This window comes from Kosakonia sp. MUSA4 (genome assembly GCF_013085925.1).
Taxonomy (GTDB): Bacteria; Pseudomonadota; Gammaproteobacteria; order Enterobacterales; family Enterobacteriaceae; genus Kosakonia; species Kosakonia sacchari_B.
Map to the genome: position 1 here is coordinate 4,664,374 of NZ_CP025697.1, position 22,300 is coordinate 4,686,673.

Consider the following 22,300-nt stretch of genomic DNA (forward strand, 5'->3'; position numbering starts at 1 on the left):
GCGCAGTACAAGAACGGCTCAGAAACGAGCCGTTCCGGGCATTAGTTAATCGAGTCGATAATCTCTTTACTCAGATTGTGTTTCAGGGAACCAAGCTGGCTTGCGGTGTAATTCGCGGCGGACTCTTGCAGCAGTTCCTGTTTAAAGGCCATGACATCGCCGATCCCCGGCCCGCCTTCCAGTGAGAGTGTCCCTTGCGCAAATTCAGCAACCGAGTGGTGAACGCGCGCCAGCTGCAAATCCAGGTTTCGTTGAATATCGTAGGAATTACTCATACTTTCCTCCTTTGGGTGGATATCACTTAGTAAGTGGGAAGTTTTCCTGAAAGTTCCTTGCGGCAAAAAAATTATGCCTGCAGCGTGTTCAGCAGCCGTTGTTGCAGATGTTCCCAGTTCACACTGAGTTCACCGTTGGCGGTTTGTAATCGCAGTTGATGTGTTTCAAGCGCGTCGTCGGTCTGAAGGAGCCAGTCGAGGCTTGCATGAGCCTGCAACCAGTTGCCGACGGCATCAAACTGGGAGGGATGGCACCAGAGCGTGGCGCTGCGCCCTTCTTCATGTTTCTGCGCCTGTAATATCTGGCGCAACAGGGCGCTTATTTTTTGCTCTTCACTGGCCCGGGCAAACAAATGAGCGAATACAGCGCTGACCAACTGTTGCGCCTGCGACACCAGCTTTTCCTCCTGCTGCGCTCGCGCCTGCCGCCACTCTTCAAGCACGACTTCGGCGTTTTGCAGAAACTGCATCTCGCACTCAGCCCGTGCTGCCAGTACCTGTCGTTCAGCTTCTTCACGCGCAGCCGCAAGGATCTGCCCGGCCTCCTGTTTCGCCTGGCGCAGCAGCGCCTGAGCCTGCCGATGTTCATCCAGCACTTTGCGGGGCAATATCGTGCCCTCGTCAGCCGTCAGCGAGGGAGGCAGAACAATTTCTCTAACTTTCCACATGCGACGCCTCATTTTGCTGCTGAGTGCGCCAGATAACCGCATCCCATAATGTCTGGAGCTTGTTGCCGGGTAATGGGCGCGAAAACGCGGGAAGCTGGGTGACAGTCTGGTGATCAAAACAGAAACGCAGCCGTAGCCAGGTGGAGACGGGAAAGAGCGATGCCAGTAAAACCAGCGCCATTCGACAAGGTTCAGTCGTGAAATCCAGCGCTGACGGTAGCCACTGTTCCGGACGCAGCGCTTTGCTAATTCGCAGGCACCAGAGGCGCTGCTCATCATCCAGATCCGCGGTCATGCTGTGTTGCTGGCAAATTTCACTCGCCAGCCGCAACATTAACTGGCGTTGCGAGGCGCCCGCCTGCCACAACGCCAGCAGACGGGTATCCGGCGCACCCGGCAACGTGTCGGGCACGCTGAGCTGATGCGCCATTGCCGTGTGGTGAAAGCGGGATAGCCGGGTACGCCACTCCGGAGCGAGGCGGAAAAATGGCAGGTAGTGCCAGCTGGTATCTGCTTCAAGCCAAAAGCCCCGCATCCACCATTCAAGCCACTCGATTTCCATATCGCGCATCATTTACGTCTGCCCGAATCCGCTACCGACGCCGCAGCCAACTTTTTCTTTGCCAGCCGTTTCTGAATGCGTGGTTTCAGCACCATCACCGCGCCAGTGAGGAGCAGTAACCCCAGCACAATAAAGAACCCCTGCTTGACCGTAGCGTATTCAGACAACGTAAAGCGAAATGGCCCAAGGATGACCTGTTCAATATGATCGTGGTACACCTCGGCAGGGACAAAAACGATAGAAATTACGTCATCGCTTTTTCCCGCAAGCCCAGGAATGCTGGCCGCCACCAACTGGCGAATTCGGGGTCTAATGCTGTCGGGATCCAGATCGGGCGTGTGTTTAATAAACACGGAAGCAGAAGCGGGCTGTACTGGCTCGCCAGGCGCTACGCGTTCCGCCAATACGACGCTGACGCGCGCCACAACCACACCGTCGATTTGCGACAATGTGGCTTCCAGTTCCTGTGACAACGCGAAGATATAACGCGCCTGCTCTTCCAGCGGGCTGGAGATAATGCCGCTTTTTTGGAATTCCTCACCCAGATTGGTTCGGGCCTTATGCGGAAGCCCGCTGGTATTCAGAATTTGCACAGACCGGGCGATGTCATCGCTATCAACCCGTATCGTTACGCCCTCTTTATCAATCTGCTTATCCACCGCGATATTGTAGCGGGAGAGTTCGGCAATGATGTCGTTAGCATCATTTTCAGAGAGCCCGGTGTTCAGCACGACCAACGGGTTACATCCTGTGAGCGAGAGGGCCAGCAGCGCAGCCAGAAGTGATTTTCGCCAGAATTTTTGCATGATGCGATCACTGCATGTTGGTGAGTTTTTCCAGACCCTGAACTGTTTTAGACACAATTTTGGCGTTCATCATGCTTTCCAGATAGTAGTTGGAAAGCTGGCTATCGACCTGGTTCAACACCAGCGGGTCGGTCGAACGGGAAGCCTTACGCAGCGCGCTATCCATGCTTTTTTGATCGCTTTCAAGATTGTTGAACGCAGAAGAGAGCTGGTTGAAGAGATTGCTGGTGCCATGTGCGCTCAATGAAGCCGTCGCGGCTTCGGGCTGCTCAAGGACGGAAGAGAAAAAAGCGACATCGCCGCTCTCGGGTTGCATCCCGGCCGGTGCCAGAGCGTCATTAACCGGCAAAACATGTTGTGATGCAGAAGAGGTGATCTTCATGGTAAGTACCTCAGCAAATTAAAAAAACAGGGAACCCATGAGAAAGGGCTCCCTGTTGCTTTAAAACTGAATTTTGTTCTGCGCCAGCGAGCTGATCATTGTCGTCACTGAGTTCGCATAACCCGATACGAATGCGTTTTTACGATCGCGTTCTGCTTTAGCCACATCATCCTGCATGGATTCACTTTGTACATTATCCATCTCAGACTGGTACTGATTACGCAGAGCATCGCTGTTACCGCTACTTACACCGTTAGTCGTATTGCTCATGACCTTACTCCTCATCAGATTTAGGATTGAATGACGTGTCATTCATCTGTTGAGTATTGCGGCCAGCTGACGCGTTCCCGCCGGAATAAAAAATTAATCCTGCCGGGACGAAAGAGATTTAATGCGTTGGTATAGCGTGCGTCGCGGTACTCCCAGTTCATTAGCAGCGCTCACGATGCGATTGGAATGGCGGATCAGGCAATCTTCAATCAGACAATATTCGATGCGCCGCATGCGGTCGCGCAGGCGCAGACACTCATGCTCCGGGCAACTATCATTGTTCAACGGCGGTATTCCGAGCACAAACCGTTCTGCCGCACCACGCAGCTCGCGAATATTCCCCGGCCAGTTATGCAACAATAAGCGCTCCACAAGTTGCGTGGACATCTTTGGCAATGCACACCCCAGCCGTTGTGCTGATTCATCAGAAAATTTACGGAAAAGCGGAATAATACATTCAATTCGCGTGCGCAAAGCGGGTAACGCAATCTTTACGGCGGCCAGACGGAAATAGAGATCCTGGCGGAAAAACTTCTTTTCAACCAGCTCATTCAGCGGTTTCTGGCTGGCGACAATCACACGTAACTTCAGCGGCACGCTTTGCGTGCTTCCAAGCCGGCAGATGGTACGGCTCTCCAGAACACGCAAAAATTTAACCTGCAGGCTCAATGGCATACTGTCGATTTCATCAAGAAACAGTACGCCATCATTGGCGCTTTCAATATAACCCGCCCGAGAATGGTTGGCCCCCGTATAGGCGCCCGCAGTGACGCCGAATAGCTCGCTTTCAGCTAACGACTCGGGAATAGCCGCGCAGTTTATCGAAACAAAACGGCCCTTTAACCCGGAGTTATTATAAAGCCGCTGAGCCAGGGTATCCTTCCCGGTACCCGTTTCCCCCTCCAGTAATAAATCAACGTTAAGCGGCGCTATGGTGTTTAGTAAAGGCATTAAATCACGATGAATATCCTCCATATAATTGAGTTCATCGATTTCTTTTGCATCACCCAGTACTACAGGTAACTCCATTATTGTTCTTGTTGCCATTTCATCTTTTTTCATATAGCTCAATTCCGGACCAGTTCAAACACATAACAAATTATTAGCGCTTGCTTATTGTTAACAATTCATCACTTAAATACTCATCCGCAAAACAATAAGAATCATCTTATTTAATAAATAAACCGCAACAATAGGCAGAGCAATCCCCGATAAAAATATCAGGGGATGTTTTCAATAAAAAAATAAAACCAGTAAATCTCCCTTCAGGAACCAGCATAACTATTAGCTATATTTATAAATAGCATAAAATATCCTGATGGAATATCCGTCAGCACGGTAAAAACAGGAGTACTCACCGTTGCCCACCCTGACCTCATTGAAATAAAAAAACAAAAATTAATAAAAATAAAGAACAATAAACCATGATTAAAAATAATTTAAACATTAAAAACCAACTCAATAGGATTCAACTATTGATTGAGCACAGGACAAACGTGACAAAATAAAAATAGTGCATTAACATCCAGCAATTAATTAGCTTTAAATGTCACATTTTTACTAAAAACTGGAATAATATTCCATTTGCCATGCAAATAAAACATATAAATTCATTATCATTTTAAATGTATTTTTTACTTTCATCAAAATTAAGAATAATCATGCGCAAGCCAAAAACCTCCTTCAGAATATCCACCTTATTCCCTTCAATATGACAACACTGCAAAAAACATCATGCACTCTATAATGTCCCCCTATCGACTGACAGAATTACAGGTCAGCACAGATCGCTAAATAGCGGGCTCGCGGTTATGATCGCCCCCTTCTTTTTATTAAAGGGGGGAGCCTGATTTATTATCAATAAGTGGATATGCGGTTCAGCTCTTTACAACCCAGGAGGGGAAATAAGATCTTATTTCGCTGAAACAAGAATCCTCTGTTACATAATTCTCTTGACAAAAAAGATAATAAAAATTGCACAGGATTGCGAAGAGTGGCGTTTCATCGGCTCTGTATACGCAAGCGCGGTTCCTGCCGGGAGGCGCGTCTCGTCATGGCGTCATACCTCATCTCCTTGTGGGCGTTTAAATACAATTCGATTTGTGAAAGCAGGCCGGGTTTAATTTCATCCTTTTTATATTTTCTGACTTACCAGGCGTTCAGCGAGCATCTCGCTTTGATACTGATTCTTTTCCTGTAGCAACTTAATGTAGATATTTTTAATTTCACGTGCATAGCGCATCCGCAGCGTTTGCCGGGCGGGAGAAGAGCCCGCGTTATACATGCCGACGGTGTTCCAGGAACGACCATAATGTTGAAAAAGGCCATGCAATACCCACGCGCCTGTCGACACGCAGGTACAAGGTTCAAGCAACAAACGTTCGGGCGTGATCCCCAGGCGGGCCAGACGGGCAAAATGCGTACTGTTAATCTGCATCATACAAACATCCTGCGTATGGTTACGATTAGCCTGGTTTACGGCGGCAGGATTCATTCCGGACTCTTTAATCGCTATTGATTTAAGCAGCACAGGCGAAATACCAAATGCCCGTCCGACAGTATTGAAACAATCGGCGTGAGCGAATGGCGAAATGCAGAATGTGAAAAGGCCAATTTTCAGGAGTTTCATTTTTCTTTTCTCAACGGACGGTATTTCTGGGTGACATTCGGTAAGGGAAAGTTCCGACAGAGAAAACACAAATAAATAAGTGGGAACCAGCTCGATGGTGCGGTCACTTAAGCTATATAAAACCAAACCATTCTTAATTGATGGATTGTGGCTTTGTCACCACTTCGTTGAGGAATATCCTATGCAAATTACGTCAAATGCATCCCACTCTCCGCTTACTGACATTCCCGATGCAAATTTGTCACCGGCAGAGGATGGAAAATTCTCAGGAAATCATATTTACCGGGCAAGCGCGAACGCTTCAATCGCACCGCGGCCTGTCGATTTCAGTGCATCACCGCAGGGGAGTAAGGTCGATAAACCGACATCTCCGGCAGGTTCTTTCGGAGGGAGTGAGGTGAATTCCTCCGAAGCCCTGGTGAAAATGATGCAAATTATGCTGACTGAACTGATGCAGCTACTTTTTAAAATGCTCGCCAGCTTTCAGGACCCTGCTAACGGCCAATCGGGCGGAAGCTCTGTTGACGGTGGAGGAGATAGCAGAACCCCTTCGTTCAAACTATCACCGAATACGACATCGCCAGCAATGGGATCTGGCAGCCCGGTTAATGCTGACACCCCTGCGAATACAGCGGCAGAGACGTCAATGCCTGGTTTGCCGCCACAATTACAGCCGTTCAGTAAGGAATATGCCGATGCAGCAAAAGAAACTGGCGTTCCTGCCAGTACCCTGGCAGCGCTGACCTGGACAGAATCACGCGGCAATGTCCAGGCGACCTCGACCAACCCCGGTAACGGGGAGACGGATGGCGGTATGAATCAGATAAACCCGGATACCTACGAGGCGATGCGCCAGAAATACCCGGATAAATTATCCGGCGATGCGAACGATCCGCACAACCAGATCCTCTGCTCCGCTCTGATGTTGCGTGATTATCAGCAACAGTTCGGCGGGAATATGGATGCAGCGTTACGCGCATATAATTCCGGGCCGAATCAGGTCAATCTGAATGACTTATCCCTCGTGACGCTTGGTAACCCAAACTATATCAATGAGGTTAACAGTACGGCTGAAATTATTGCATCCGGCCAGGGTACTGTCCCGGCTTGACCATTGACGGACTATTTATAAAAAATTGCCCATATAACAACCTGACATAATAAAAGAGTGGTGAATTTTACCTTGACTTGCCTTGCTGTCATATTGATAAGCCACTCACCGTACGACTCAGGAGGTTAACTACAACGGGCCTTGATAGCAGCAATATTACTTTCCAGGTTTTTTGGGTCATATTCAGCTAACTGGAAATTAAAGCCCTGATAATTACGCGAGTTTAAACGCTCAAGGCGCAACATTTTCGGATTGCTGTCAATATCAAATAGCTTTGCAATATGTTCGGGATCTATATTTCCATGCGCCATATTTATAAAGTGCGCATTGATATCGTTCAGCGACAGCGGGTGTGAAGCTTTTTTATTCATCCAATCCCTGAAGCGCAATGGGCGTGTTGCACCATCGCCTAAATCTGACTGATAAAGAAACGCATCGCGTTGTGGCTTCGCATTGTCAGGAAGATCAATCACGTAGGCATGTCCTAACCGTGAGTCGTTAACGCGCAGAACAAAATGCTTATCGGCAGATAAGTTGACTAATTGCTGCTGAAGTTGTGGCAGGGATAGCGTTTGCCCTCGCTCGAAATCGTAGCTGAAATGATCGGTATCGAGGAACAGCTTCATCACGTTATTAGCCGTTACGCCACAGACTGGTTCATTGATGCGCTTGCTGCTCCCCAACATCGCTTCCACCTCCATTGTTGAGCATCCCCACTCTTTGGCTGTCTGTTCGATATTGTCATCGATCGCTTTCAGCAATGCGGACGGGCTTTTATGATGGATGGGTATAGCGTTGTCAATACTGTTTAACAGCACGTTAGCTCTCAAATTGAAGGAGCTTAATATGGCAAAATCCAGGACGTGTTGGGTGGAGAGGTTATATACGCTGCGCGAAGACGAAATATCTTTTTGAACGGCCAGACTTTGCGGGTTGGCATAAACGTGCATATTTAAATCAGGATGATTCGAATAAAAAGGAGGGATTGTATTTTTCATCACGGCCTATTCCTGTCGTTGTATCATCATGCTTACAAGGCGAAATAAAATCAGCACAAAATATTTCTCTAATAAACTCATAAATCATCTTCATATTCGTGAAAGTGGCGTGACGTCACGACCCTCATGTGAATACATGGGTATTCCCTTCATTTTCAATATCACTTCGCATTATTATATTGCATACTAAAATACTCAATACCGAACAGCGTTCTGTATTTTCGCCAGGTATTATAGATGAGTAAAAGCTCAGACAGACTATTCAATTTTAACTTATGCAGAACAATGTTTTTATAATTACTAGAAATTTTGGAATTAAAACTAAACAAGGAGGAGATTTCATAATTTGTTTTGCATGCCAAAAGTGCCAGCAGAACATTATTTTCAACGTTGCTTAAATGGGCCTTTCTTATTCTTGGCTCATTTAAATTTCGTTGAAAGAGCTCCAGTTCATAACTAATTTCTTGTAAAGGGGATGATTTATGTACCCGCCTCACAAGAGGGGAAAATAAACATAAAAAAGACGAATCATCACCATTAACAATATAATGGAGAAGTTCTTTTTGTAGAAGAAGAAGATATTCATCACCGCGATCATATAAAACCACGTCCATGCAATGAAAATGACTTGTTTTTGAAAAAGTCTTCATTCCCATAAGAACATACCGATCGAATGAAATAACATCCATTGACAAATCCCTTACGTGATTTTTTAAATACATACCCTGACGCTCAGTTAACATATGTAATATATGATGACATCAGGAGGAAATTTTATTGCAAAACTTATAACGGACTTTAAAAATAGCGGCTAAAAAAAATCGAAACATGCTTTGAGATAGCATGACGGAATGTCAAAACAGGCCTACTGTAACGTACTGCGAAGTTTATCCAGTGCTGCGTTTACGTCGGCTCAATAAATAATCTAAGCACAACCCATCAATTTAATTCGCAAATTAAATAAAAACTTAATGGGATCACAACATCGTCACCGGATAAGTTTCTCTAACTGAGTGTAAGTCTCGTCATATTAGTTCCAGGCATTTTTGTATTTTTATCTGAGAGAGGGAATGCAGACACAGGAGCTGCATAGGGAGGCATCAGTGAGCCCGATCTGAAGGCATAATACCCTTCTTTAAAGGTGGATATTCGCGTTCAAATACAACCCCTCCCTTTATCGTGATAACACAGGTGTTCCCATGCTAACGACTGAGATAATGAACTATGCATCCGGGAACTACGTTCTTCCTCAATACACTAAAGTGAAAATTTCATGACGCTGTGTTGAGGCTTGCGTACCGATGAATATTTCCAATTACAACCCGCCAGTGAATACCCATAACCTGTCTGAACATCGACATGATCAATCGTCTATGCAGAATACCCAGCACAGCAGGGATATTCAGCGACCGGGAGATGGAAGCATTTTTATCAACAAACAGCGAGTAGAGCTCACCGCGATGAATACTTCAGGCTTTGTCTCTTCTTTTCGCACCAGTGTCGAACGCCGGATGATGCATCGTAATAAGCTGGTGATACCTGTCCGTTACGCAGAAAGATTGCTGAAAGGTGAAATAAAAGACATCGCTAAAAGCGCCAGCCAGGATATGTATGAGATAGCCACTAAGCAGCTAAATCGCACCTCCGAAAAATATCAGCAAATACAGCAAAAAGCGCTCGATCATCTTGCTGGTTTTTCAGAAGATGATATTACAAACATATATAATGCACTACTGACTTACCAGGATGTGTATGGTGATAATTTTTTGATGAACGTGGCCAGCATGGGTTATAAAAAACTGGAAAGTTATCTTTGTGCACAAGACGAAAAATATAATGACCCAAAAGAAATAGAAGATTTCCTCCATGAATTTAATGAGCATTATGAAGATAATATCATCATGGACAATCTCGGCCTGCAATACTCACGTGGGCGGCTGGAAAATGAAATATCAGACAAAGCAAAAATTCTTGACCATTTTTTACATACAGCTCCGCGGCTGAACGATATTCCTTTACTTAAAGGTGCGGCGGGCCTCAATAATTCTCTCAGTACCCAGGTCGACGGAAAATTAATGGTTAACTCTCTTTTACAAGGGAAAGGATTGCATTTCAATGGTTTTCTGAGCACAACTTCAAGTTATGAGATCGCCCGTCGATTCTGTTCAAGTGAATTAGGGAGACCAATTTACAGTATTGATCTCATGGATACGAGTGATGAATCCGAGGTGCTGAGACGCGACATATTGCATGCGCTTGAATCCCCTGACGGAAAGATCGAAAACATTTTATATTCATTTAAAGCAACCAATGTTGCGGGTATAAGCATGAGAGCATTAAAAAATGTGATTAGATCTGAAGGTATTAATAAGAGTCTGGATGCAGAAGATGAAATACTTCTCGCACCGGGTCATTACCTTATTCCTGAAAAAATAGTGCGTTTGCAATATGGTGTCGCGATAACGGGCTCTCTTGCATATGGAAGAGAATAAAGATAACGGTAGAGTGAGGTTTATATGCCACTAAATATTTCCAGCAACAACCCGGCTTATGATATCCATAACCAGTCTGAACATTCAAACTCTCCGTCACCTGTTCATCATTCTCAGGAAAACAATCCCATTCTGCAGCGGCCAGGCTTTAGCCATGTTTTTATTAAAAACCAATATGTTGAACTAACCCCAATGAATACTACGGGCTTTGTCTCTTCGTTCCCATCCCCTATAGAAAAAGAAATGTTACATCGCGGCAACATGATGATTCCTGTTCGTGTTGCGAAGCGATTATTAGTCGATGAATCAAGTTACCTCTCTGAAGTCGCCAGCCAGGATATGCATCGTATGATGATGTCAGAACTTAACCAATATCCCAATAAACTGGCCCAACTTCAGCAAAAAACACTGGAGCATGTTGGGTCATTTTCAGGTGATGATATTGGAGACATCTATAGTGCTCTTCTGGCTTATCAGGATTTATACGGTGATAATTATTTGATGAATATCGCCTGCCTCGGTTATACAAAGCTGGATGAGTATCTTCGCAATCAGGATGATGTATTTAAAAAACATGAAAACATAAACTATTTTCTTAAAAAATTTAACATTAAATATGACGATAATATCATCATGGATGAGCTTGGTTTGAAATATTCACTCGGTCGACTGGAGAATGAGATAGTAGGACAGGCCAAAGTGCTGGATCATTTTTTAAAAACAGCGCCTCGTCTTTCAGGCGTCACTCTGTTTAAGGGAGCGGGAGGTCTTGATCAACCCTTAAGCACTCAGGTTAATGGAAGTCTGCTCGCACAATCTCTGCTGCACGGACAGGGGCTACGTTTTAACGGATTTCTGAGTACAACCTCAAGTTATGAAGTGGCTGATAATTTTTGCTTCAGTGAAATAGGTGGCCCCCTTTATACGATTGATCTTACTACTAATAGTGATGAATCTGAGGTGCTAAGGCGAGACGCATTGCATTTCCTGCAAGATGATGACTTAGAAGTAGAGAATATTATGTTTTCCTTTAGGGCAAAAAATGTCGCAGGCGTTAGCGTTAAAAGCATAAAGAACGCAGCCGAGTCAGGGGAATCAGCAAACGCACTGGACGATGAGGATGAAATACTCCTCGCCCCTGGCCATTCTTTTACCCCCGAAAAAGTGGTGCGTATGGAAAACGGCTTTACTGTCATCGGGACGCTAACATACGAAGAGGAATAAACCTTCGCTAAAACCCGGCGCGGCATCAGGATGATGGCAAACCCGGTTTTTAGTATCACAGTCAGTTACAGCGCGCGGCGCTCGCGGGTCTGATGTTCGGTATAACGTCATGCGCCAGGACACGTTTCCTCATTATTAACGCTTTTTTTTGCTGCACCGCGATATTCCCCTGCGGCACGGGTTAACCACATGCAACCCATGCCGGAACAGATAACAGAGAAACGGGAAAGTTATGAGGGAGTTTAAGCCACAGTTAATTGGTCGCTGGAACGCCTGGCCGCTTCATTATTCACACGGAAAGTGGATATTGCCTGCGCCAGCGCGCTGGCTTGCATCTCCAGTGAATTGGCGGCGGCGGCGGCTTGTTCAACCAGCGAGGCGTTCTGCTGAGTGACGCCATCCATCTGCGAAACGGCAAGATTAACCTGATCGATCCCGGTGGCCTGTTCGCGCGAAGCATGTGATATTTCCGCAACGGTATCAGTCACATGTTTAACGGACGTCACAATCTCGCGCATGGCAGCCCCCGCCCGCCCGACCTGCTCAGTCCCCGCGTTGACCCTGTCCGTTGAGTTCTGGATCAAGTCTTTAATCTCTTTAGCCGCTGAAGCGGAACGCTGAGCCAGCGTACGCACTTCACTGGCAACGACCGCAAAACCTTTCCCTTGCTCACCGGCTCTGGCGGCTTCAACGGCAGCATTGAGTGCCAGAATATTGGTCTGGAAAGAGATGCTGTCAATCATGGAGACAATGTCAGCAATTTTGCTGGAGCTTGTCGCAATTTCGTCCATGGTCTGCACCACTTCCGATACCGCTTTTCCGCCCGATTCGGCAATTTCTGACGCTTTAAGAGCCAGCAAATTCGCCTGGTACGCGTTGTCAGCATTCTGCTTCACGATGGAGGCAAGCTGTTCCATTGATGCCGCTGTTTCTTCAAGCGAGGATGCCTGTTCTTCCGTGCGGGATGAAAGATCTAAATTCCCTGCGGCAATCTCCCGGGAACCCACATGTATTTCATCCACCCCGTTTCGAACCTGCGCCACTAAATTGCGCAGGCTCTCCTGCATACCACGAATAGCGTTGAGAAGTTTGCCGATTTCATTATTACCGGCCACCTGAATATTTATTGTTAAATCACCTTTGGCGACGGTATCAAGATGTTCAATAGCATTGTTTAGCGGCCGTAATATCACATTACGAAGAACATACAAAACAGCAACACTAATTAAAAGAGCAAGCAACAATCCCACAAACATCACCCATAATAACTGCTGGTATTGTCTTTGTTGCTCATCCATCAAATTATTAACAGTTTCATTGGTGCTTTTTTGATATTTTTCGAGCGCGGCTGAGAAACGCCCGCCAGCTTTATCAATTTGCTGTACGTTAACGTCGTAGTAACCTTGTACGTTCCCAGCCTTAAGCAGTTGCTCAGCTTTTTCAAGGAGTGTATTCAGCGCGCCAGCCGAGGTAACCAGCTCGGTTTTTATCTCTTCATCCCGGCTATCCATCACCGGTAGAGTTTCAAATTTTCGCAGGTTGACCAGCATCCTTTCGTGAGTGGTCTGAATATTTTTAAATACCCAATCTTCAGTTTTTCCCTCCTTTAACAAGCTTGCATAGACCAGCGCAAAACCGGCACGCGTACGGGCCGAGTCTTTGTAGATATCATTAACCAGGATCACCCGACTGTCAGAATTATGAATAAATTCAGTCGTGTTTGTTGAACGTGTAAATGCGAAAAAACCTACAGATGAGATAGCCACAATAATCAATACAAATATCGATATTGCACCTGACAGCGCCACCCTGACAGAAATATTTTTCATTAATAGATCCTTACCTGCGTGTTCCGTAAACCCTTATGTTATCGGTAACACATCATCGGCAAGGCCGCTGGATTGTTTAATCTCTTTCTGTAAATTTTTTAAGTCTGCCGTTGCGCTCCTCTTACAGGCTATTAGCAGCTGGCTGCGGTAAGAAAAAAACTTAAAAATGAATACTGGCTGCAATTAAGCTTGTGCTACGTCGGAATAGCGGGTTTACTTCCGCAGTGTTTACAAACGCGATGGCTTTCGACCATTAGCAACATTAACCAATCAGGAGGGGAAATGCATACGTTGGGAATGATTACCGGTGCAGCAATTGTGTTCTTTATTTATTTTTTGGTTAAAAAAAGACGCCATTCGGCCTCAGGCAGCAAAGCGCAAAAAAAGGATTAAACTGTTTTATCGGGGTCATTTCCTGGCCCCATAGCACGCAGCTTCTTTTCATGTAGTGCCGCGAACCGGCCTTCCCCACCGCAGCCTGACCATCGTTAAACCCGTTTAGCTACAAAAGAATACTTCCCTGCCGATAATTATATTTCTTATCCTCTGAAGAAATTACTGATATTCGTTGCGCCCTCTACTCATATTCTCTCGTTTTTCTTGCCAGTAAACTCCCACCATTATTTAACGCAAGGAAAGGGTTATCCATGAAAATTAAAATTATCGCGCTGGCCGTGGCGCTTTTCAGTGCCAATAATGCATTGGCTACCGAAAATATCTCTCTTGATATGTATCGTCAGTTATTACCCAAAGATTCCTCAGGCCAGATTGATTATGACCTGCATCTGGCGGATAAATTGTCGCTGCCGTATCACTGCAATATTAAGCAAGACAGTGAAGGCCGTTATGAAATCGATCTGGATAACTGCGAACATCATGACCTTGACTGGAAAAAAGATCGTTCCGGCGTGGTGAAACTGGATCTGCTGGGTGATAGCTCCGATGCCACCATGGTTGAACATAAACTGTGGGCCATGGCCTTCGCGCAGGCCTATGTCAGCACCATGATCCAGATGCAGTTCGGGCTGGACAAAGAGAACGGTACCTTTGATTTGCAGCGTCCTTTCGGCGTGGGTGAGAGCTTTGGTAACTATTTCGCACGAAATATGGGGCCGAACTACTTTGTCTCTAAAGGGCTTCAGGAAAGCTCATTAGGCCGCGATCTTCCGGCGCCATCGGAAGAAGGGGATGACGGCGTGCTGCAAATTGAATATCCGGGCAGCGCCTGGAGTGAATTGCAGGGAACGGGCGGCGGCGGTTTCCCGCGTATTTTTGGCATGATGCAGCCGAAAAAAATCCTCGACTCCTTCTCCGGCCCGGCACGCAATATTATTGGTTCAGCCGTAACCAGCGGATTTTATAACGGTTCGGTGATTGGAATTAATACCGGTTCTCTGCCGTGGGATAAAAATAAGACCGATACGACAGTGCGTATTCAGGACTTTATTCAGGGCAGTAAAGATAAAGATACATTAGCGATGGTAATGAGCTACATGTACAACCGTGGCCCGTACTCCGTGAAAGAACTGCTGCTGAAAAGCGAGCAAAGTTTCCAGCATTGTATGGCGCTGACAGATCATCTGGAGAGCGATCCGGCCTGTTTCGTTCAGTTGAATGATTTCGGCACTCGCTATATTCGCCAGATCCCGTATGTCACTCAAATGCTTAACGAAGCAAGCCTGAAAGAAGAAACCCGCTATGAAACGCAACTGACGCGCCTTGATGTCAGCAACTACGTTGATCTGCTGGCACGCTATGGTTTCTACAGCAATGCAGAGATGGCGAAAGCCAAGCCTGCCGCGATGGCCCGCTTCGATGAACTGGCGAAAAACGGCGAGATTTCCTGGTCTCACGATTTTGCCAAAGTTCTGGAAGCGCTGATGGTGGAACTGCCGGTCACCCAGTTTGCCGAGAAGAGCGCCATTGACGAGTCGCTGGTTTCCACGCTCACTAACAGTGACGACCAACGTCTGTTCCTCTCCGTGGCGGATAATGTGGGCACGATCGTCTCGCACGACTGGCTGGAGCCGAACGCTAAAATCGCGCTGATGCCGGGTAGCCAGGTGCAGCAGGCCGCATTTGAAAATGGTGCAGGTATGGATTGTGCAACGCTGATCCAGGATCAGCTCAGCAGCCTGGACGGTGCGGCACCGGTGCATATTTTCATTCAGCAGGAGAATGGCCAGTGCTCGATCAGCCAGGAAGGGGATGAAACCCCGTCCGAAAAACCGGGCGTTCCGCAGAACGTTCAGGCCAGCAATATCACCACCACCACCGTCACTTTAAGCTGGAAAAAAGTGGCCGGGGATGTCGCTCGCTATCAGGTATACCGTAATGGTGAACTGCTCGAAAGCCCGCAGTCAGAGTCGTTTACCGACAGCAATCTGAAGCCAGGCACTGCGTACGTTTACCAGGTCGCGGCAGAGCTCAGCAACGGTTTAGTGTCAGAGCTCAGCGCTTCGCTGAATGTGAAAACGTTAACGGATGATGCGGAAGAAACGCCAGCACCGGGTGACCTTGCGCCGTGGGCAGAAGGCACCGTATATAAAGCTGGCGATCGCGTGTCGTTCAACGGCAAAACCTATTCCTGCCTGCAAGCGCACAGCGCTATTGTCGGCTGGGATCCGGTCAGCGCTCCGGCACTCTGGAAGCTTGAAAGCGCCCGTTAATAGCGCGCGTTGGCAATAAAAAAAGCCCGGTACGCAAGTATCGGGCTTTTTTGCATGGTGAGAGAAAATCAGAACAGCGCTTTGCCGGAAGCGTCCTTGACATTCGCTTTCCAGGCGGCACGAACCTGGCTGGTTACAGAATCTGGCAGCGGCGCATAATCGAGGCTGCTCGCAATCGCGCTACCGTTTTTGTAAGACCAGTCGAAGAATTTCAGCACTTCTGCGCCTTTCGCTGCGTCATCCTGTTTTTTGTAGACCAGGATAAAGGTCGTGGAGGAGATCGGCCACGCGTCTTTGCCTTTCTGGAAGGTCAGATCCTGGGCGAAAGATTTGCTCCAGTCAGCCCCTTTAGCGCTGTTGCTGAAGCTCTGCTGCGACGGTTCAACCACTTTGCCGTCGGCATCAAACAGTTTGGTCCAGGTCAGGTTGTTCTGTTTGGCATAGGCGTATTCCACGTAACCAATGGAACCAGGCAGGCGCTGTACAAAAGCGGCCACGCCGTCGTTGCCTTTACCGCCGAGACCAACCGGCCAGTTAACGGTTGAACCTTTACCGATTTTGCTTGCCCAGTCTGCGTTCACTTTAGACAGGTAGCTGGTGAAGACGAATGACGTACCGGAGCCATCTGCACGACGCACAACGTTGATATTGGTGTCCGGCAGTTTTACTTTTGGGTTCAGCTTAGTGATTTCCGGATCGTTCCATTTTTTGATGGTGCCCAGGTAGATATCACCCAGCGTTTTACCATCCAGAGTCAGCTCGCCGGATTTCACACCCGGGATGTTCACCGCCAGCACCACACCGCCGATCACTGTCGGGAACTGGAACAGGCCATTTTTTGCCAAATCGTCATCGCTCATCGGGGCGTCGGATGCACCGAAATCAACGGTTTTTGCAATGATCTGTTTGATACCGCCAGAAGAACCAATCCCCTGATAGTTGACCTGAGAACCCACTTGTTTCTGATATTCAGCGGCCCACTTTGCGTATACCGGAGCGGGGAAAGTACCGCCTGCGCCAGTCACATTGGTTGCTGCGAAAACGGTAGTCGTAGAAAGCGCAAGTGCTGCGGCCATCAGGCGAACAGATGCATTAAACGTTGCCATAATCTCTCCAAAAACGAAAAAGTTGATAGATTTTTGAATAATTTTGCGGACGGAGGGAAGGATAGAGCGCTTATATGACAATTTTGTGTCATGACAAAAAATAGAGCGGCATCAACCAGCATAAAAAAAACTCCGGGCAGTAACCCGGAGGAGTGAATGAAAAGCGAAATAAAAATGAAATTAACCTAAGGGTTAAAATGTGCAACCCGGCAATCATAGATTGAGCGAAGTTGCAGTAGCCGGGGATTATTAGATAGTGAAAAAATCGCAGCTATATGACAAAAGCGCCGAAAGAGTGTAAGTGTATTTTTCTACGCATGACCATATTGTTACATTTTCCACAAGGCGACGCTGACGCTATTTATCGCCGCCCGGAAGACTTTCCATCCTGTTATTTTCCGGGCGGCGCTTTACTTACGCCGGTTATTTCCGTAGTGCCATAGCGTTATTTAGCATGACCGGCTCAGACTGGCCCGCAGAATCTTTACACCATAGTTTTTCATAGGCATAACCGGTCAGATCTTCCACCACCGCGCGCGCTTGCGGCGCAACATTCTGTTTCAGACCGTTCGCTTTCAGACGATCAAGTTCATCAACGAAAATCTTATGCGTGCGCTTATTCAAATGGAATGTCAGCGCCTGCCACAATGCCACCAGTAATAACCCAACGGTACCGACAAACAGCAACATCACAATGGTGGTCACCGCTTCCTGCGGCTGTACCTGGCTGCCTTTAACGAAGCCGCCGCTTTGCAGCAACAGACCGACAATAAAGGTGGCAATCGCGACGGTGGTTTTGCGTGAGAAGGTCATGACGGCGGCAAACAGCCCTTCCCGGCGCTGACCGGAAATCATTTCGTCAATATCCGGAATGAACGGGAAAACGTTCCACGGCGTGAACTCCAGCACACAGCGGCCAACCTGATACACCCCGGCAAGAATCACCAGCAATACCACTTTGTTCTCCGTCGGGAACTGGTACACCAGGAAGAAACCGCCCAGGCACAGAATCATCACGCTGTAGGCGAAAACATAAAGCCGCGATGGGCCATATTTAATCATCGCCACACCCGCCGCCAGCGTTACCGGCAGCCCGACGATACTCATCGACAGCAGGGTTCCCGCCAGTGAAGAGGAGACGTGCAGGCAGTAGACGCAGAAGAAAACAAACACCGTGTTATAGACATCTTTTGCTGTGAATGAGAACAGATAGATAGCCAGATGTTTACGAAAAGCCCGCACTTTGAGCGTTGAAGCGTAATCTTTAAACAGGGTGAAAAGCGCCTGCAATTTCTGGCTCGCGCTGGTCGGCTGGTAGCCTTTTTCCATCTCCGCCAGCATTTCCGGCGTTAATTCACGTTCCCAGGTGACTCGCCAGGAAATAAACACGCAGAGCATAAACAGCACGGCAAAAACGATACCGTTAATCAGGTAGGCATCGGCGTTTTTCTCCCCCAGCCAACCAATCAACACGCCGGGAATAAACGTGGCGAGAAATGTACCGGCAGCGGAAAGAAACATACGACAGGTGGAAAGTTTGGTGCGCTCATTAAAGTCTTTGGTCATTTCCGAAGGCAGCGTTTCCCAGGGAATAAGCACCATTGCCGCAATAACTTCAAATGCCAGGTACACGGCGAGATAAAAGAGAAAACTCATCCCGTCGAGCCATAACAAAATATAAACCAGCATTAATGGCGCGCCGATCAACAGGAAAAACCGGCGGCGGCCAAATTTCTTGCCGAAATAGTTTTTGTAAAAATGGTCGGTAAAGCGCCCCATAAATAAGCTGACGATAGCATCAACAATACGGGCAATCGCCACGATCGAAGCTGCTTCAATCGGCGACAAGCCCACGAAGGTGGTATAGAAAAAGAGTAACCATGCACCAATAACGGTAAATGCGCCGCCGCCCATAATATCCGTCATGCCGTAGCCGATACTGACGGGAATGGTGACTTTCCGGTTTTTGCGGATCATAGTATCTCTCCGCGTTTATGCAGCTTACCCGCCAGCGGGAAACCGTTAACCCAATGAGTTTGTTGTTTATTTGTCATGGACATCAAAACTCCGTAAGCGAATCTTCGTTCAACCATGTCCAGCCTGAAGCCGGGATCGTTTAGGCAAATACATCACGGCTTTCACGGTATCGCCCTTACGGTTTTTGTGTCTACTACCATACAAGATAAGGTGTTTGAATTGTGACCGAAGGCTAAGGGTGTAGAAAAAAATCTCCTAAAAAGGCAGAAATGAGAGGTGAAACGCAATTTCAAAATGGATTTTGGTGGGGTAAGAAAATAAAAAACCCGCCTGTTTTCGGGCGGGTTCTAATCCGGTACGCACAGTTCATTCCAGTAGCTGTAGCGCATCACCAGATGGAAGCGCTCATTTTTCATCGTAAATCCATACAGAAGGATGATAATCAAGGCCGTAGAGCAGACCGAATGGGATCATCAGCGCCACATGGCGACCAGAATCATATTCCCCCTCCTCCACCTGTACTGGCAGCACAGGAGCAAGTCGCTCAAGCCACTGTTGCAATATTTTCTTCATCCGCGTGTTCTCCGGTTAAGGGTTGACCTTTTCAGTTAAGCGCAAACGCTTCCATAACCCAAACGAGAATTTTTGCGCTGGATTGCCGAAAATCGCATATACCGCAGCTGATCATTGTCGCGAACAGCTGGCGATATAGGTTCGCCATCTGACGCACCTCATTTAAAACGTTTATAGATGAGAATGACCTTCATTGCGGGATATAAAAAAGCCCCTGCGCGATCGCAGAGGCAAGGCTGTGTCCGAGCCATCAAACGTATTAGTTAAATACCATACCGCCATCAATCAGCAGGGACTGACCGGTCATATAGTCTGAATCCGGCCCTGCAAGATAGGAGACGCAAGCTGCCACATCTTCAGGTTCTGACAGGCGCCCAAGCGTGATGCGTTTGGCGAACTGTTCGGTACCGTAACCGAGCGGTTTGCCCGCGGCTTCAGAGACCTGGCGATCGATTTCGGCCCACATCGGGGTTTTCACAATTCCCGGACAGTAACCGTTAACCGTAATGCCCAGCGGCTCCAGATCGCGCGCGGCGGTCTGGGTTAAACCGCGCACGGCGAATTTGCTTGAGCTGTAAACCGCCAGTTCCGGGTTGCCGACATGCCCGGCCTGTGAGCAGGCATTGATGATTTTGCCACCGTGTTTTTCCGCTTTAAAAGCGCTGACCGCCGCCTGAATCCCCCAAATCACGCCTTTGACGTTGATGTTATAAACCTTATCCACCACTTCCGGGGTGATCGATTCAATAGGCGTTGAAGGCGCAACGCCCGCATTATTGACGATGACATCAAAGCCTTTTAGCTTGCTTCTGGCCTCTTCCACCGCGGCAAAAACCTGTTCGCGATCGGAAACATCGACTGTCACAGCAATCGCGCTGCCCTGATGGCTGTTGATCTCGTCGGCCACGGCTTTGGCGGTGGCGGCGTTATAGTCGGCAACGGCGACGGCAAAACCATCTTTCGCCAGACGCAGCGCAATGGCTTTACCAATTCCCTGACCGGCACCGGTCACGAATGCGACTTTTTTCATCACTTCTCCTTGGTTATTCAAAGAATCTGGTTAAGGTTGAGCTGGCCCATCAGCAGCGGGTTATCGCTGTAATCCACCGGAATGGCGACGACTGCCGGGCCATCTGTGTCCATCGCTGCACGCAGGGTCGGTTCAAGTTCCGCTGTGCTCCCGACGGCAAAACCTTTCGCGCCAAACGCTTCGGCATAGGCTTTAAAATCCACCGGCCCGAAATTCACCCCGGAAAGACGCTGGTATTTTTTCTCTTCCTGAATCGCCACCATGTTGTAGGCGTTATCCACCCAGATGATGTGCAGCACATTCGCGCCGAGGCGCACAGCGGTTTCCAGCTCCATGCTGGATTGCAGAAAACCGCCATCGCCGGAAACCGACACCACTTTGCGCCCGGGGTTAACCAGCCAGGCACCAATCGCCCACGGCAAGGAGACGCCCATCGTCTGTTGACCGTTAGAAATCATCATCTGACGAGCGCGGAAGCTGTAGAGATAGCGAGCGATCCAGATGTGAAAACTGCCCATATCGACCGTCAGCGTCACGTCGCTATTCACGATGTCCTGCATCGCCCGCACAATGCGCAGCGGATGAATGGCGAACTGGTTAAGCTGTGCGCCTTTGCGATTGAGCAAATCGCGCTGGTTGCAGCGATCAATCAAAATCTCCGACGCGCGCGGGGTGAGGATGAGCGGTTTTTCAATCTTCGCTGCCAGTTTGTCCAGCGTGCTGGCGATGTCGCCAATCAGCTCAACATCCGGAATATAGTTGCGCTCTTCATAGGCGGGCAGCACATCAATATGCACCAGTCTGGCGCTACCGGTATTCCACATCGCAGGTTCATATTCCACCGGGCTGTAACCAATACAGATCACCAGATCCGCCAGATGCAACAGCCGATCCCCGGCCTGGTTATTGAATAAGCCAACGCGTCCGGCGAAACGGCTGAAATGTTGCTGGTTGACTGCGCCTGCCGCCTGGTAAGTGCTGGTGACCGGAATGTGGCTTTTTTCCAGCAGCAGATGTAGCGCCTCGATATTCTCCTGTCGGCTGGCCATCAGCCCAAGCAAAAACACCGGGTTTTCCGCCGCGGCGATCATTTTTGCCACGTCGTTAATCATCGCCTCCGGCGCAGCGCCTAATGCAGGAGGCGAACCGGCAGGCAGGATCGCGCCGCTGGCGGGCCGATCGGCAATATCCTGCGGCAGGCTGACAAAAGCGCTGCCTGGTCGCCCCTGTTCCGCGGCGCGAAACGCATTCGACACCACTTCGGCAATGGCATCAGAAGAAGGGACTTCTACGGCGTACTTGGTCACCGGGCTAAACATCGCGACGGTATCCATGCTTTGGTGCACCAGTTTGGCTTTGTCGGCGCGTTTAACCGCGCCGCCCAGCGCCACCACCGGATCGCCTTCACTGTTCGCGGTCGCCATGCCGGTGATAAGGTTGGAGCAGCCGGGCCCGGAGGTGACCAGCGCCACGCCCGCCTTGCCGGTAATACGTCCGACCGCACCTGCCATAAAGGCGGCGTTGGCTTCGTGACGAACCGGAATTATTTTGATGGATGAATCCAGAAGGGAGTCAAAAACTTTATCGATTTTCGCGCCTGGAATGCCGAAAACCTGTTTAACGCCCTGAGCTTCCAGTTGTTTCACCACCATGTCGGCGCCATGCGCCCACTGCTGCGTATGGTTTTCATTGCTCATTA

General features: G+C 48.3%; 20 protein-coding genes. 4 read left to right on the forward strand and 16 right to left on the reverse strand.

The genetic code is table 11. The features are described 5' to 3' along the window. Positions 1-41 precede the first annotated feature (41 nt). The 8 genes from C0557_RS22085 to C0557_RS22120 form a co-directional block, all read right to left on the reverse strand. Entirely contained in the window at positions 42-275 is a 234-nt protein-coding gene (locus tag C0557_RS22085; protein WP_208661116.1) for a type III secretion protein HrpF, read from the reverse strand. A 71-nt stretch (positions 276-346) separates the two neighbouring features. Then, on the reverse strand, positions 347-943 hold the full coding sequence (gene sctL / locus C0557_RS22090) for a type III secretion system stator protein SctL (RefSeq protein ID WP_208661118.1): 597 nt from the start codon (positions 941-943) through the stop codon (positions 347-349). Continuing rightward, complete coding sequence (locus tag C0557_RS22095; protein ID WP_208661126.1) at positions 930-1,517, reverse strand: type III secretion protein HrpD; 588 nt, start codon at positions 1,515-1,517, stop codon at positions 930-932. Before C0557_RS22095 ends, sctL begins: the two co-directional genes overlap by 14 nt. Continuing rightward, complete coding sequence (gene sctJ / locus C0557_RS22100; protein WP_074772690.1) at positions 1,514-2,311, reverse strand: type III secretion system inner membrane ring lipoprotein SctJ; 798 nt, start codon at positions 2,309-2,311, stop codon at positions 1,514-1,516. The genes C0557_RS22095 and sctJ overlap by 4 nt, the downstream gene beginning before the upstream one ends. 7 nt (positions 2,312-2,318) lie before the next feature. After that, positions 2,319-2,693: an EscI/YscI/HrpB family type III secretion system inner rod protein gene (locus C0557_RS22105; protein ID WP_208661129.1), complete on the reverse strand. Its 375-nt coding sequence runs from the start codon at positions 2,691-2,693 to the stop codon at positions 2,319-2,321. Between the two features lie 60 nt (positions 2,694-2,753). After that, complete coding sequence (locus tag C0557_RS22110; protein WP_074772683.1) at positions 2,754-2,963, reverse strand: hypothetical protein; 210 nt, start codon at positions 2,961-2,963, stop codon at positions 2,754-2,756. Between the two features lie 93 nt (positions 2,964-3,056). Then, entirely contained in the window at positions 3,057-4,025 is a 969-nt protein-coding gene (locus C0557_RS22115) for a sigma 54-interacting transcriptional regulator (protein WP_208661131.1), read from the reverse strand. Between the two features lie 1,072 nt (positions 4,026-5,097). Then, positions 5,098-5,718 carry a lytic transglycosylase domain-containing protein gene (locus C0557_RS22120; RefSeq protein ID WP_253073758.1) on the reverse strand — a complete coding sequence of 207 codons (621 nt, stop codon included), beginning with the start codon at positions 5,716-5,718 and terminating at the stop codon, positions 5,098-5,100. 55 nt (positions 5,719-5,773) lie between these two features. Between C0557_RS22120 and C0557_RS22125 the strand changes: the two genes are divergently transcribed. Beyond that, positions 5,774-6,703, forward strand: coding sequence for a lytic transglycosylase domain-containing protein (locus C0557_RS22125; RefSeq protein WP_208661140.1), 930 nt, complete (start codon positions 5,774-5,776; stop codon positions 6,701-6,703). 125 nt (positions 6,704-6,828) lie between these two features. Here the strand turns inward: C0557_RS22125 and C0557_RS22130 are convergent, their stop codons facing one another. Together C0557_RS22130 and C0557_RS22135 are read right to left on the reverse strand one after the other, a co-directional pair. Next, the gene (locus C0557_RS22130) at positions 6,829-7,701 is read right to left on the reverse strand and encodes a cycle-inhibiting factor (RefSeq protein WP_208661142.1); all 873 of its coding nucleotides are present in this window, start codon (positions 7,699-7,701) and stop codon (positions 6,829-6,831) included. Between the two features lie 161 nt (positions 7,702-7,862). Continuing rightward, entirely contained in the window at positions 7,863-8,390 is a 528-nt protein-coding gene (locus C0557_RS22135; protein ID WP_208661144.1) for a hypothetical protein, read from the reverse strand. 612 nt (positions 8,391-9,002) lie between these two features. On the opposite strand from C0557_RS22135, the gene C0557_RS22140 reads away from it, so the two are divergent. Together C0557_RS22140 and C0557_RS22145 are read left to right on the forward strand one after the other, a co-directional pair. Beyond that, positions 9,003-10,193: a hypothetical protein gene (locus tag C0557_RS22140; protein ID WP_208661146.1), complete on the forward strand. Its 1,191-nt coding sequence runs from the start codon at positions 9,003-9,005 to the stop codon at positions 10,191-10,193. A gap of 24 nt (positions 10,194-10,217) precedes the next feature. Next, positions 10,218-11,417, forward strand: coding sequence for a hypothetical protein (locus C0557_RS22145; protein WP_208661148.1), 1,200 nt, complete (start codon positions 10,218-10,220; stop codon positions 11,415-11,417). A 242-nt stretch (positions 11,418-11,659) separates the two neighbouring features. Here C0557_RS22145 and C0557_RS27595 read toward each other — a convergent pair whose 3' ends face one another. Further along, a complete protein-coding gene (locus tag C0557_RS27595) occupies positions 11,660-13,246 on the reverse strand; it encodes a methyl-accepting chemotaxis protein (RefSeq protein WP_208661150.1) in 1,587 nt (528 codons plus the stop codon). A gap of 647 nt (positions 13,247-13,893) precedes the next feature. Here C0557_RS27595 and C0557_RS22155 point away from each other — a divergent pair. Then, entirely contained in the window at positions 13,894-15,915 is a 2,022-nt protein-coding gene (locus C0557_RS22155) for a carbohydrate-binding protein (RefSeq protein WP_208661159.1), read from the forward strand. Positions 15,916-15,983: 68 nt separating this feature from the next. Here C0557_RS22155 and pstS read toward each other — a convergent pair whose 3' ends face one another. The 5 genes from pstS to alsS all read right to left on the reverse strand — a co-directional run bounded on the left by pstS (position 15,984) and on the right by alsS (position 22,298). Further along, the gene (pstS, locus tag C0557_RS22160) at positions 15,984-17,021 is read right to left on the reverse strand and encodes a phosphate ABC transporter substrate-binding protein PstS (RefSeq protein ID WP_074772664.1); all 1,038 of its coding nucleotides are present in this window, start codon (positions 17,019-17,021) and stop codon (positions 15,984-15,986) included. Positions 17,022-17,444: 423 nt separating this feature from the next. Further along, entirely contained in the window at positions 17,445-18,998 is a 1,554-nt protein-coding gene (locus C0557_RS22165; RefSeq protein WP_208661161.1) for an MFS transporter, read from the reverse strand. Positions 18,999-19,403: 405 nt separating this feature from the next. Further along, positions 19,404-19,571: a hypothetical protein gene (locus C0557_RS22170; protein ID WP_208661171.1), complete on the reverse strand. Its 168-nt coding sequence runs from the start codon at positions 19,569-19,571 to the stop codon at positions 19,404-19,406. Positions 19,572-19,830: 259 nt separating this feature from the next. Continuing rightward, positions 19,831-20,601 (reverse strand): (S)-acetoin forming diacetyl reductase, encoded by a 771-nt coding sequence (locus C0557_RS22175; RefSeq protein WP_208661173.1) that lies wholly within the window; start codon positions 20,599-20,601, stop codon positions 19,831-19,833. A 17-nt stretch (positions 20,602-20,618) separates the two neighbouring features. Beyond that, a complete protein-coding gene (gene alsS / locus C0557_RS22180; protein WP_208661175.1) occupies positions 20,619-22,298 on the reverse strand; it encodes an acetolactate synthase AlsS in 1,680 nt (559 codons plus the stop codon). Between the last annotated feature and the right edge of the window lie 2 nt (positions 22,299-22,300).

Bases quoted from the DNA above. Each gene is read 5' to 3' on its own strand.
- C0557_RS22085 (WP_208661116.1), bottom strand. From the start codon at position 275: ATGAGTAATTCCTACGATATTCAACGAAACCTGGATTTGCAGCTGGCG.
- sctL (WP_208661118.1), bottom strand. From the start codon at position 943: ATGTGGAAAGTTAGAGAAATTGTTCTGCCTCCCTCGCTGACGGCTGAC.
- C0557_RS22095 (WP_208661126.1), bottom strand. From the start codon at position 1,517: ATGATGCGCGATATGGAAATCGAGTGGCTTGAATGGTGGATGCGGGGC.
- sctJ (WP_074772690.1), bottom strand. From the start codon at position 2,311: ATGCAAAAATTCTGGCGAAAATCACTTCTGGCTGCGCTGCTGGCCCTC.
- C0557_RS22105 (WP_208661129.1), bottom strand. From the start codon at position 2,693: ATGAAGATCACCTCTTCTGCATCACAACATGTTTTGCCGGTTAATGAC.
- C0557_RS22110 (WP_074772683.1), bottom strand. From the start codon at position 2,963: ATGAGCAATACGACTAACGGTGTAAGTAGCGGTAACAGCGATGCTCTG.
- C0557_RS22115 (WP_208661131.1), bottom strand. From the start codon at position 4,025: ATGAAAAAAGATGAAATGGCAACAAGAACAATAATGGAGTTACCTGTA.
- C0557_RS22125 (WP_208661140.1), top strand. From the start codon at position 5,774: ATGCAAATTACGTCAAATGCATCCCACTCTCCGCTTACTGACATTCCC.
- C0557_RS22130 (WP_208661142.1), bottom strand. From the start codon at position 7,701: ATGAAAAATACAATCCCTCCTTTTTATTCGAATCATCCTGATTTAAAT.
- C0557_RS22135 (WP_208661144.1), bottom strand. From the start codon at position 8,390: ATGGATGTTATTTCATTCGATCGGTATGTTCTTATGGGAATGAAGACT.
- C0557_RS22140 (WP_208661146.1), top strand. From the start codon at position 9,003: ATGAATATTTCCAATTACAACCCGCCAGTGAATACCCATAACCTGTCT.
- C0557_RS22145 (WP_208661148.1), top strand. From the start codon at position 10,218: ATGCCACTAAATATTTCCAGCAACAACCCGGCTTATGATATCCATAAC.
- C0557_RS27595 (WP_208661150.1), bottom strand. From the start codon at position 13,246: ATGAAAAATATTTCTGTCAGGGTGGCGCTGTCAGGTGCAATATCGATA.
- C0557_RS22155 (WP_208661159.1), top strand. From the start codon at position 13,894: ATGAAAATTAAAATTATCGCGCTGGCCGTGGCGCTTTTCAGTGCCAAT.
- pstS (WP_074772664.1), bottom strand. From the start codon at position 17,021: ATGGCAACGTTTAATGCATCTGTTCGCCTGATGGCCGCAGCACTTGCG.
- C0557_RS22165 (WP_208661161.1), bottom strand. From the start codon at position 18,998: ATGATCCGCAAAAACCGGAAAGTCACCATTCCCGTCAGTATCGGCTAC.
- C0557_RS22170 (WP_208661171.1), bottom strand. From the start codon at position 19,571: ATGAAGAAAATATTGCAACAGTGGCTTGAGCGACTTGCTCCTGTGCTG.
- C0557_RS22175 (WP_208661173.1), bottom strand. From the start codon at position 20,601: ATGAAAAAAGTCGCATTCGTGACCGGTGCCGGTCAGGGAATTGGTAAA.
- alsS (WP_208661175.1), bottom strand. From the start codon at position 22,298: ATGAGCAATGAAAACCATACGCAGCAGTGGGCGCATGGCGCCGACATG.